General features: G+C 75.2%; 11 protein-coding genes. 4 read left to right on the top strand and 7 right to left on the bottom strand.

Annotated features, from left to right (window positions below; translation table 11 throughout):
- Positions 1–85 precede the first annotated feature (85 nt).
- Positions 86–610 (bottom strand): pyridoxamine 5'-phosphate oxidase family protein, encoded by a 525-nt coding sequence (locus J1M44_RS01435; protein ID WP_080983883.1) that lies wholly within the window; start codon positions 608–610, stop codon positions 86–88.
- Positions 611–677: 67 nt separating this feature from the next.
- Positions 678–1,544: an inositol monophosphatase family protein gene (locus tag J1M44_RS01430; protein WP_342356560.1), complete on the bottom strand. Its 867-nt coding sequence runs from the start codon at positions 1,542–1,544 to the stop codon at positions 678–680.
- On the opposite strand from J1M44_RS01430, the gene J1M44_RS11930 reads away from it, so the two are divergent.
- Genes J1M44_RS11930 through J1M44_RS01415 form a run of 3 tightly spaced genes read left to right on the top strand, consistent with a single transcriptional unit; the run spans position 1,452 to position 3,697 of the window.
- The gene (locus J1M44_RS11930) at positions 1,452–2,006 is read left to right on the top strand and encodes a DUF6508 domain-containing protein (RefSeq protein ID WP_342356559.1); all 555 of its coding nucleotides are present in this window, start codon (positions 1,452–1,454) and stop codon (positions 2,004–2,006) included. The two genes, J1M44_RS01430 and J1M44_RS11930, sit on opposite strands and share 93 nt — an antisense overlap.
- 27 nt (positions 2,007–2,033) lie before the next feature.
- Positions 2,034–3,254 (top strand): App1 family protein, encoded by a 1,221-nt coding sequence (locus tag J1M44_RS01420; RefSeq protein ID WP_206480426.1) that lies wholly within the window; start codon positions 2,034–2,036, stop codon positions 3,252–3,254.
- A complete protein-coding gene (locus J1M44_RS01415) occupies positions 3,251–3,697 on the top strand; it encodes an acyl-CoA thioesterase (protein ID WP_206480425.1) in 447 nt (148 codons plus the stop codon). Before J1M44_RS01420 ends, J1M44_RS01415 begins: the two co-directional genes overlap by 4 nt.
- 146 nt (positions 3,698–3,843) lie before the next feature.
- Here the strand turns inward: J1M44_RS01415 and J1M44_RS01410 are convergent, their stop codons facing one another.
- The 4 genes from J1M44_RS01410 to J1M44_RS01395 all read right to left on the bottom strand — a co-directional run bounded on the left by J1M44_RS01410 (position 3,844) and on the right by J1M44_RS01395 (position 8,951).
- Positions 3,844–4,902: a hypothetical protein gene (locus J1M44_RS01410; RefSeq protein ID WP_206480424.1), complete on the bottom strand. Its 1,059-nt coding sequence runs from the start codon at positions 4,900–4,902 to the stop codon at positions 3,844–3,846.
- 193 nt (positions 4,903–5,095) lie between these two features.
- Positions 5,096–6,436, bottom strand: a complete 1,341-nt coding sequence (gene gdhA / locus J1M44_RS01405) for an NADP-specific glutamate dehydrogenase (RefSeq protein ID WP_049158701.1) — start codon at positions 6,434–6,436, stop codon at positions 5,096–5,098.
- 157 nt (positions 6,437–6,593) lie between these two features.
- Complete coding sequence (locus J1M44_RS01400; protein ID WP_206480423.1) at positions 6,594–7,544, bottom strand: aldo/keto reductase; 951 nt, start codon at positions 7,542–7,544, stop codon at positions 6,594–6,596.
- A gap of 189 nt (positions 7,545–7,733) precedes the next feature.
- A complete protein-coding gene (locus J1M44_RS01395) occupies positions 7,734–8,951 on the bottom strand; it encodes a glycosyltransferase (protein WP_206480422.1) in 1,218 nt (405 codons plus the stop codon).
- Positions 8,952–9,111: 160 nt separating this feature from the next.
- Here J1M44_RS01395 and J1M44_RS01390 point away from each other — a divergent pair, with 160 nt between their 5' ends.
- Positions 9,112–10,476, top strand: a complete 1,365-nt coding sequence (locus J1M44_RS01390) for a cell division protein PerM (protein WP_029248251.1) — start codon at positions 9,112–9,114, stop codon at positions 10,474–10,476.
- 10 nt (positions 10,477–10,486) lie between these two features.
- Here the strand turns inward: J1M44_RS01390 and J1M44_RS01385 are convergent.
- The coding region (locus tag J1M44_RS01385) for a hypothetical protein (protein ID WP_206480421.1) at positions 10,487–10,893 on the bottom strand (407 nt) is incomplete at its 5' end.

Genomic DNA, 10,893 nt, shown 5'->3' with positions numbered 1-10,893 from the left:
GGCCCGGCGGCGGGCAGCCCCCGGCGGGCGGCGAGGGCGGGCAGCCCCCGGCGCGTCCCTGAGCCTCCCCGGCCCGGTCACCGGGTCAGTCGGTCTGGGACGCGTTGCGCTCGGGGTGCGGGCCGAACACGAAGTGGCGGCCGGACACGCGCTGGACGTCCACGCGGACGTAGAAGTCCTTGAGCGTCGGCACCCACGGCTCGATGCCGAGGGACTCGGCCTCCGCGATCTCCGCCTCCGTGTCCAGGCGGCGCGCGGTGCCGTGCACGAGCACGGACCAGGCCTGGTCGGCCAGGATCCCGTCGGCCTGCACCACGACGCGCGGGTTCACCGTGAGCTCGGCGAGCTTCGAGCCGGGCGCGGTGCGGAAGTAGATGGCGCCGTCGTGGGCCCGCACGTTCACCGGCACGATGTCCGGCCGCCCGTCCACGGCCAGCCCGAGGCGCGCGTGGCGCACGCGGCGCAGCAGTCGCCAGACCTGGTCCTCGTCCAGCACCAGGACGGCCTCACCGTCCGGGTGCTCGAACATCAGGTGGTCCCCGGGCTCCGCGACCGGATCGGGGCGCTGCATCGACGGGGCGTCGGCGGTGTCGTGGTGCTGCGGGGTCATCGGGGCCTCCTGGCGTGCCGGGGCGGGCGCCGTCGGGCGCGGCGCTGAGATCGGGCTCACACCCACTCTAGACATGGTCGGTCGCCCGCGAGGCGACGATGTCGCCCAGCACCGCCGCCGTCGTCGGTGCCTCGCGGCCCGGGGCGACGGCGAGCGCGAACGGGCACGTGTGGGCGCGCGGGCCGTCGTCGACGAGCCGGCCCGACGACGGCGCCGCCGGGTCCGGCGTGAGCCACCTGCCCCCGGCGCGGCGCAGGATCAGCTGCCCCGCCGCGACGTCCCAGGGCTTGGTGTCCACGTACAGCGCGGCGTCGGCCCAGCCCGCCGCCGTGTGGGCGAGCTCGAGAGCGCCGGAGACGGTGCGGCGCACGGTCGCGTGGGCGGTCACGAGCCGCCCGAAGCGGCGCAGTGCCTCCTCGCCCTCGCGCGCGATCGCCTCGCCCGCCGGGTAGGAGGTCACGAGGTTCTGGGCGCGCTCGCCGCCGGCCGGCGCCGACCGGGCGCCCTCGGCCAGCGGGCGCTCCGGCCCGTCGCCGCGGGTGAGGTAGGCGCCGTCCCCGTCGGCGGAGAACGCCAGCCGGCTCACGGGGTCCAGCACGACGCCGGCCACCACCTCGCCGTCGACCTCGGCGGCCAGGGACACCGAGAACATCGCGAAGCCGTGCGCGAAGTTGGAGGTGCCGTCGATGGGGTCGACGATCCAGGTCAGCCGGGCGGCCTCACCGGTGCCGGCCTGCGCCCCGAGCTCCTCGCCGAGCACGCCGGAGCCGGGGACCGCCGTCGTGAGCGCGCCGACGAGCCGGGCCTCGGTGTGTCGGTCGTGCACGGTGACGAGGTCGTGGTGCGTGGTCTTGGCCTCGGGCCCGGTGGCGGCGGGGGAGCGGAAGGCGGCGGCGAGGTCGCCGGCGACCGCGCGGGCGGCGTCGAGGGCGATCGCGCGCAGCTCGGCGGGGCGGGGCAGGGCCTCCCGACCCCCGGCGACGACGCCACCCTCACCGGCCCGCAGACCCCCACGCCCCAGCGCGTGGCCGCCGTGCGTGCGCTGCGCGAGCTGCTCGCCGCCGGCTACGGCACCGAGGCCCGGCCGATCGCCTCCTACGGCGCCCCCGCGCCCGGCACCCTCGGCGGCGTCTACCCGGGCTACGACGACCGCGTGTTCCCCGGCCTCGTGGCCGCGCAGGAGCTGGCGGGCATCGACGTCGACTACCTGCGGAACGTGGACCGGGTGAGCGAGGCGGGCATCGCCGAGGCGTCCCTGGCCGACCTCGGCACGCTGTTCACCTACCTGGTACGCGGCGAGCGGTTCGCGGACGGGCACGTGGCCTCCGCGATCGAGAACGGCAAGGTCGGCCGCATGCTGGACCGCCTGACCGCGCTGGTCCCCGAGATCCACTGAGAGCGCGCGGTGCGGAATACTGGGCGCATGCCCGCAGCCTCCGACGCCCCCACGCCCGCGCCCCGGCGCGGCCGCCTGGCCCCTCCCGGTGACCCCACTCCCGTGGAGAACGTCGCCACGCACCTGCAGGAGGGGTGGAACCGCTGGCACCGTGCCCGCGCGCTGCGTGCCGGCAACGTGCCGACGGTCATGGCGTTCACGGGCTACGGCAGCACCAGCTGGGTGCGGATCCTCTCCCGTGTGGTGATCGCCTCCGACGAGGAGTTCATGAACGGCCGTCGGCTGTCGAAGGTGGTGGCGGACGGCGTGCGCGGCTGGCGCAACTTCGTGGCCCCGCCCATGGCCTACGCCGAGGTGGAGGTGCAGGTGGGGGACCTGCGCACCACGGTGCGCACGGACCGGATGGGCGTCGTCGACGTCGTGCTGGACGTCGAGCTGGAGCCCGGCTGGCAGACCGCCACCCTCCACGTCGGCGGCCAGGAGGAGCGCGCCGTCATGGACCTGTACATCTGCGAGCCGGGCGCGCGGATCGGCCTGGTCTCGGACATCGACGACACCGTGGTGGTCACCTCGCTGCCCCGCCCCCTGCTGGCGGCCTGGAACTCGTTCGTGATCGACGAGCACGCCCGCACGCCCACCCCGGGGATCGCCGTGCTGCTGCGCCGGATCGCCGAGCTCGAGCCGAAGGCCCCCGTGCTGTACCTGTCCACGGGCGCGTGGAACGTGGCGCAGACCCTCACCCGCTTCCTGGGCCGCAACCTCTACCCGCTCGGCGCGCTGCTGCTGACCAGCTGGGGGCCCACGAAGGACCGCTGGTTCCGCTCCGGTCAGGAGCACAAGCGGGTCCAGCTCGAGCGCCTCGCCGAGCAGTTCCCGGACATCCAGTGGATCCTGGTGGGCGACGACGGCCAGCACGACCCCGAGATCTACGCCGAGTTCGCGCAGCGCCACCCCGACCGGGTCAAGGCGATCGTCATCCGGCAGCTGACCCCCTCGCAGGCGCTGCTCGCGGGCGGCCGGGCGGAGGACACCCGCCATTCCACCCCGGGCATCCCGTGGTGCTACGGCCCGGACGGGGCCACGCTGTCCAATCAGCTCGAAGACCTGGGCATCCTGCCCGTCGAGTTCGTGGACGTGCAGCCCGAGGCCTGGCGCGAGGACATCCTCGGCGACGACGAGGCGCCGGCGACCCTCGACGCCGCGGCGCAGCGCGACGGTCGGTCCGCGGACGAGGAGGCCGCCCGATGACCGCCTCGCGCTCCGTCGAGGTCCGCATCCCGCTGCGCTGGGCGGACATGGACGCCTACGGCCACGTGAACAACATCGCCGTGGTGCAGCTGCTGGAGGAGGCCCGCGTGGCGGCCTTCGGCGTGCCCGCGAACACCGGCGCCGGTGGCGGGCAGGCCCCTCCGATCGACCTGCTCGAGGGGGTGGCCCCCGGTGTGCGGACGTTCATCTCCGAGCACACCGTGAAGTACCGGGCCCAGATGCCCTACCGCCCCGTGCCGCTGCGCGTGGTGGTGAGCGTGGACGCCGTGAAGGCCGCCTCGGTGCACGTGGGCTACGCACTGCACGACGGCGTCGACGACACCCTCTGCGCCACCGCGACGTCCGTCATGGTGTTCGTCGACGGGCAGACGGGCCGCCCCGTGCGCATCAGCACCGAGCAGCGGGCGGCGCTGGCCGGCTGAGGTGGGCCGCTGACCGGCCGCGTCGCTGACCGGCCGGCAGCCGCCCAGCGACATCACCGCCGTGCGGAGCAGCTGCGATGTCGCAGAACGGAGGTCGAACGCTCGGGCCCGCCGAGTCGGGACCGGGCCCGTGGGACGGCCGTGGATCAGACCGAGCGGGGGACGCCCGCGGCGGTGAGGATCCGCGCCAGCCGGTCCGGCCGCAGGAGGTCTCCCCACGTCCAATGCGCGCCCGCCCGGGTGACCAGCTGCAGGGCCACCTCCCGTTCCTTCTCCCGGCGGATGCTGGCGCGGCGGGCCGTGTCGTCACCGTCGAAGAACGACAGGTCGTACTTGCCCAGCCCGTCGAACTCCCCGTACACCCGCACCTGCTCCCACCAGAAGTCCGTGCGGGCCACCCCGCGTCCGTTCGCATCCCGGTGGCGATGCTGCAGCGCCGTGGGCGGGACGAAGCCGAGCTCGTGGATGATGGCCCGGCTGTAGGACTCGCCGGCGGATTCCGCCCGCGCGTCCGCGAAGTGCCAGGCCCGCTCGAATCGGCGGAGGGCGGCCGCGGATCCGAGTCGGCTCTCCGCCTGCCTCGCCCAGCGTGCGGCCTCCTCGGGCCAGGCTCGGACGAGCGCGTCCAGCGGGGCCACGGCGTCGCGGAACGGGGTGGCCGCGCCGAGGACCAGCAGCACCGTGGGCAGCGGATCCGCCAGGACGGTCCCGAGGCTCTGCCCGTCCGACAGGACGGCCTCGACCGGCTGAGGCGCGGCGTGGGCCGCCTCCGGCAGCCCCCACCGGGGTCGGCGGCGTGGCGGGACGGGAAGCCGGCGGTCGTGGGCCACCAGGGAGGGGGCGAGGGGACGGCGGGTCAGCGGACCGCAGCCGTGATGCCCGGGCGAGGGGGCGCGCAGCTCGAGCGCGGGCGGCTCGACGGCCGGCCCCAGACCGTGCAGCCGGGCCGCGGTCAGGCCCGTGAACACCGTCGCGGGGCGGGCGATCGAGAGGGCGACGGCGGACACGACCGCCCTGTCCCACGGACGCAGCGCGGCCCAGTCGCTGACGCTGATGTAGACGCGCGGGCTGAGCCGCACGAGGACCCCGCGGGTCCAGGCGCGTTCGAGACGGCGCCGCGCCGCCCCGTCGTGGGGGTCTGCCGTGCTGAGCAGGGGCCCGCGTCCCGGGAGCAGCGCACGCGAGTAGTCGGAGAGCGGGGTCATGCGGCCCAGTGTCGTGGGCCCGTCCGGGGCGCGGGGGGTCGGCCGCGCCGGCGGTGGAGGGCACCCGACGTCGGGGAGCCTGTGCAGGAGTCGGGTGCCCTCGAGCGACCGCCGCCCTGCGACATCACCGCGCGTCAGAACGGCGGTGATGTCGCAGGGCGGCGGAGGATCACGGAAGGGGCAGGGCCAGGCCTCAGACCACGCCCTGGGCGATCATCGCGTCGGCGACCTTGATGAACCCGGCGATGTTCGCCCCCGCCACGTAGTTGCCGGGCGTGCCGTACTCCTCGGCGGTCTCCACGCAGCGGTCGTGGATGTCACGCATGATCTGCTCGAGACGGTCATGGGTGTAGTCGAAGTTCCACGAGTCCCGCGAGGCGTTCTGCTGCATCTCCAGCGCGGACGTCGCCACGCCGCCCGCATTGGCGGCCTTGCCCGGGCCGAACAGCGTCCCGGAGTCCACGAACAGGTGGGAGGCCGCCTCGGTGCAGGGCATGTTCGCGCCCTCGGCCACGGCCTTCACCCCGTTCTTCAGCAGGGTCCGGGCGGCGGACTCGTCGAGCTCGTTCTGGGTGGCACACGGCAGGGCCACGGTGCCCTCGACGTCCCAGACGCTGCCGCCGCTGACGTAGCGGGACCGCCCGCCGCGGCGCTCGGCGTACTCGGAGATACGGCCGCGCTCGACCTCCTTGATCTGCTTGAGCAGGTCCAGGTCGAGGCCGTCCGGGTCCACGATGTAGCCCGAGGAGTCGGACGCGGTGAGCACGGTGGCCCCGAGCGCGGCGGCCTTCTCCGCGGCGTAGATGGCCACGTTGCCGGAGCCGGAGATCAGCACCTGCTGGCCGTCCATGGACTCGCCGCGCGTGCGCAGCATGGAGTCCACGAACATCACGGCGCCGTAGCCGGTGGCCTCGGTGCGGACCAGCGAGCCGCCCCACGTCAGGCCCTTGCCGGTGAGGGCGCCGGCCTCGAAGCGGTTGGTCAGTCGCTTGTACTGGCCGAACATGTAGCCGATCTCGCGGGCGCCCACGCCGATGTCGCCGGCCGGCACGTCCGTGTGCTCACCGATGTGGCGATGCAGCTCCGTCATGAAGGACTGGCAGAACCGCATGATCTCGCGGTCGGACTTGCCGGCGGGGTCGAAGTCCGAGCCGCCCTTGCCGCCGCCGATCGGCATGCCGGTGAGCGAGTTCTTGAAGATCTGCTCGAAGCCCAGGAACTTGACGATCCCGAGGTACACGGAGGGGTGGAAGCGCAGGCCGCCCTTGTACGGGCCGAGCGCCGAGTTGAACTCCACGCGGAACCCGCGGTTGACCTGCACGACGCCGGCGTCGTCGATCCACGGCACGCGGAAGATGATCTGGCGCTCCGGCTCGCAGAGGCGGTGCATGACCCCGGCCTCGACGTACTGGGGGTGGCGCTGCACCACCGGTCCCAGTGCCTCGAACACCTCGGACACCGCCTGGTGGAACTCGGCCTCGCCGGGGTTGCGCGCGAACACTTCGTCGCGCAGGCTCTCCAGAGACTCATTCATGGTGTCCTCCTCGGACGTCGGGATAAAGACGCCCCGCGGTGCCCCCGCCGTGGCGCGCCGCGGTCGGAGGAGGCCGCGGTGCCTGACGCCCATCCTGACAGGGAGCGCGCTCTGTTACCGACATGAGACGCGGGCCACCCCGGGCCCCGCGTTCGGCTCAGCGCGGCGGCGCCGCCTCGGTGTCGATGCTGGCCTGCTGGCTCTCGCTGTAGCGCGGGCCCGCCACGGTCGCGTCATTGACGAGGGCGTCCAGGCGGGCGACGTCGGCCGGGGTCAGCCGCACCTCGTGCGCGCCCCGGTCCTCGAGCCAATGCTCCCATGAGGTGGTGCCCGGGATCGCCAGGACGTCCTCGCCCTGGGCCAGGACCCAGGCGACGGCGAGCCCCGCCGTGCTCGTCCCGAGCCGGACGGCCTCGGCCGAGAGCGCCTCGCGCAGCGTCAGGTTGGCCTCGTAGTGGCCCTCGGCGAAGCGGGGCAGCCGGTGCCGCAGGTCTCCCGCGTCCAGCCGGTCCAGCCGCGGCGGCGCGTCCGTGAGCAGGCCGCGACTGACGGGGGAGAAGGCCACGAAGGCGGTCCCGTGGCGGCGGCATGCCTCGAGCACGCCCCCTTCGGGGTTGCGCGTGGCGAGGGAGTACTCGGACTGCACGGCCGCGATCGGGTGGACGGCCACGGCCCGGGTCAGGGTGGCGGCCGAGACCTCGGACAGGCCGATCGCCCCGATCTTGCCGTCCGTGACGGCCTCCGCGAGCGCCCCCACGGACTCCTCGACGGGGACTTCCGGGTCCAGCCGGTGCAGGTAGTACAGGTCGATCCGGTCCTGGCCGAGCCGGCGCAGGGAGGCGTCCACGTGCGCGCGCAGCGTCTCCGGGCGGCCGTCGATCCGCCGCTGCCCGTCCCGCACGAGCCCGCCCTTGGAGGCGAGCAGGACGCGCTCGCGGACGTCCGACCCCGCCCGTGCGAGCGCGCGCCCCACGAGCTCCTCGCTGCGGCCGCCGCCGTAGAGGGTGGCGGTGTCCAGGTGGTCGGTGCCGTCGTCCAGCACGCGGGTGAGCAGATCGACGGCGGCGTCGTCGTCGAGGAACCCGGAGTAGCCGTGCACGATGTTCATGCACCCGAGGCCGACCGGGTGCACGTCCTTGCAGGCGAGGCGGCGAGGCGCGGCGGGATCGGGCAGGGGGCCGGGCTGGGCGGGGCTGCGGGGTGGCGTCCATGCCCGCCACCCTAGCCACGGCTCCGGACGCGAGACCCGGACCGCCGGGCGCCCGCCCGTCGTCCGCACGGCGCCCGCCCGGGGGGCTCAGCCGAACACGCGCGCGGCCAGCAGCGCCGGCGCCGTCAGCAGCCGGCGGGCCAGCTCCACGCGGCGGCGCTCCTGCACCGCGATCGCCTTCTCGTAGTAGCCCACGAGCTGCTCGCACAGCACCGGCCAGGTCCGGCCCTGCACCGACGCCCACGCCGCGTCGGCGAACGCGGCCCGCTTGACGTCGTCGTACACGAGGTCCGCGACGTGGCGGCGCAGCTCGTCCAGCTCGCCGGGCGGGTAGAGCCAGCCGGTGCGGGAGGCGTCCACGATGTCGAGGGGGCCGCCGCGGCCGACGGCGACGACGGGCACGCCCGAGGCCATCGCCTCCTGCAGGGTCTGGCCGAAGGTGTCGGACTCGCCGGGGTGCACGAACAGGTCCAGGCTCGCCACGTGGCGCGCGAGGTCCTCGCCTCCCTGGAAGCCGGCGAAGTGCGCGCCGGGCAGCTGGCGCTCGAGCTGTTCGCGCAGCGGCCCGGAGCCGATGACCACGAGGCGGGTGCCCGGCAGGTCCGAGAGCACCCGCAGGTCCCCGACCTGCTTCTCGTGCGCCAGCCGCCCCACGAAGCCCGCGAGCTTCTCGCCGTTCGGGGCGAGCTCGGCGCGCAGCGCCTCGTCCCGCTTGGCGGGATGGAATCGGCCGGAGTCGACGCCGCGGCCCCACAGGTGCACGCGTCGCACCCCCTGGCGGTGCAGCTGCCGGACGGTGAACGACGACGGCGCGAGCGTCAGCGTGGCCGTGTTGTGCAGGCGCGCCACGTGGCTCCACAGCACGTCCTCCAGCCACGGGGCGCCGTACCGGGCCGCGTAGCCGGGGACCTCGGTCTGGTAGACGGCCACGGAGGGGATGCCGAGCTCCTCGGCCGCCTGCACCGCGCGCCAGCCCAGCACGAAGGGGGAGGCGATGTGCACCACGTCCGGGGCGAAGTCGGCGAGCATGCCGCGCAGCCGGCCCACTGTGCCGGCGGCCACCCGCACGGAGGCGTACCCGGTCAGGGGCACGGAGGGCAGGGTGCGCACGGGGAAGCCCTCGACCTCGCGGGGGGCCTCACCGGCGCCCGCGCGTTGGGTCCACCCGGCGGACCACGAGGCGGCCGGGGCGATCACCATCGCCTCGTCGCCCCGCTCCCGCAGGTGCCGCAGCACCTGGAGGAGGGAGTTGGTGACCCCGTTCATATGGGGCAGGAACGATTCGGCGACCACGACGACACGCACGTGGCCGACGCTAAGGGCCCCGGACCACGGCCGGGACACCCTCCGACGACGGCCCGGTGACCCCGCGGTGAACTCTCGGGGCACGTGACGGTCGTCGCACCGGCCCGCGCGGCCCGCCCCCGTCCAGGCGCCGCCCGGAGTCGGGTGGCACCATGGACGGGTGAGTTCCCGCCCCGCTGCGCCCCGTCTGCTGCGCCCCGTCCCCCTGCCGCTGTGGCTGCAGGGGGTGGTCGAGGCGCTCGTCACGGCGATGATCAGCCTGCTCGCGGTCATGGTCCCCACCCTCGCGGTGTGGGCCACGGGCGGGTTCGAGCGGCCGACCATCGAGGGTGCCGTCCAGGTGGGCGGCGTCCTGTGGCTGGCCCTGCACGCGGTGCCCGTCACCGTGGCCACGGCCATGCCCACCGCGCCGGACCACCTCATCACCGGCACGGCGTGGCTCGTGCCGTGGGGCCTGACCCTGGTCCCGCTCGCGCTGTCCTGGCGGGCCGGCCGGCACCTGGCGCGCGCGTCCTACCGGGACCAGGCGTGGCAGGCCCTCGTGGGCGCGGTGGGGGCCTACGCCCTGGTGGGGCTGGCCGTGGCGTTCCTGCCCGGCACGGACGAGCTGACGGTCCACCCCGTCCCGGCGGCGCTGCTGCCCGCCCTGCTCTTCGGCGTCGCCGCCCTCGCGGGGGCGCGGCGCGAGGCCGGCACCTGGGCGCACCTGATCGGCCTGGACCTCACGGAGCGGATCTCGCGGCGGTCGCAATACGAACGCTGGGCCGGCTCGTACGCGTGGTCCGTGGTGCGCGCCGCGGTCATCGCCGTGCTCGCCCTGACGGGCCTGAACGCGCTGCTCGTGGCGGGGCGCCTGGCCGTCGAGTGGACCGCCGTCGTCACCGTGGCCCAGGCGATCGGGGGCGGCCCGCTGGGCGGTCTGCTGCTGGCGCTGCTGCAGATCGGCTGGCTGCCCACGTTCACCGCGTGGTCGATCGCGTGGACGGCGGGCCCGGGGTTCTCCGTGGGCGCGGACAGCCTCTACTCCGTGTTCGGTGCGACGCCGGCCACCGCGCCCGCCCTCCCGGCGCTGGGTGCGCTGCCCGTGACGTGGTCGCCGTGGCAGCTGCTCCTGCTGGCCGTGCCGATCGGCGCCGGCGCCGTGGCCGGCGTGTGGCTGCTGCGGGAGGGGGAGAACCACCTCGACGACTGGCTGCACACCCGCCACGGCAGCCGCGCGGTGTCCCTGACGCTGTCCACGCTGGCCCTGGCCGTGCTCACCGGACTGCTCACGGGGCTGCTGCTGCTCGTGCCGCTGGCCCTCACCTCCGGGACGCTCGGGCTCGGCGCGCTGACGGACATCGGCTCCCACGTCTGGGCGGTGTGCGCCGCCGTCGCCGGGTGGGTCGCGCTGGGCTGCGCGGCCGGCTACCTCACGGCCCTGGCCGTGGCCGGGCACCGGGACAGGACGACGACGGTGCCGCGGTCCGGCGACCGCGCCTCGGGCCCGCGCGACCGGCCGTCCCCCCGCCGGGCGCGGGACTGACGCCCGCGGCTCAGGGCCGCAGCTGGGGCACCCCCGTGCGCTCCTCCACCTGACGGGTGAACTCGTCCGCGCACGCCTGCTGCGCCCGCACGGTGAGCGCGGAGGCGCCGCACTGCTCGAGCTGGACCGTCGCGTCCCACGCGAGCAGCGGCAGCGCCGCCGTCGTCATGCCCACCAGCGCCATCGCCATGCCGGCGGACGCCACCGCGCGGGGCAGCCCCGAGCGCTCGGCGCCGCGGCTCGTGACCCACACGCGCACGCCGAGCACGAGGGCGACCAGCCCCAGCGCGAGGGCGATCAGCTTCCACGGCAGCACGAGGGAGAAGGAGAGCACCATCCCCAGCAGCGCCACGGACTGCCACAGTAGGGCACGACCGGTGCGGACGCGGCCGGGGTCCGGGGCGCCCTGCGGCGGGC

The sequence above is a fragment of the Micrococcus sp. KRD128 genome (assembly GCF_017168395.1).
Taxonomy (GTDB): Bacteria; Actinomycetota; Actinomycetes; order Actinomycetales; family Micrococcaceae; genus Micrococcus; species Micrococcus luteus.
This window is presented reverse-complemented; position numbering and strand designations above follow the sequence as displayed.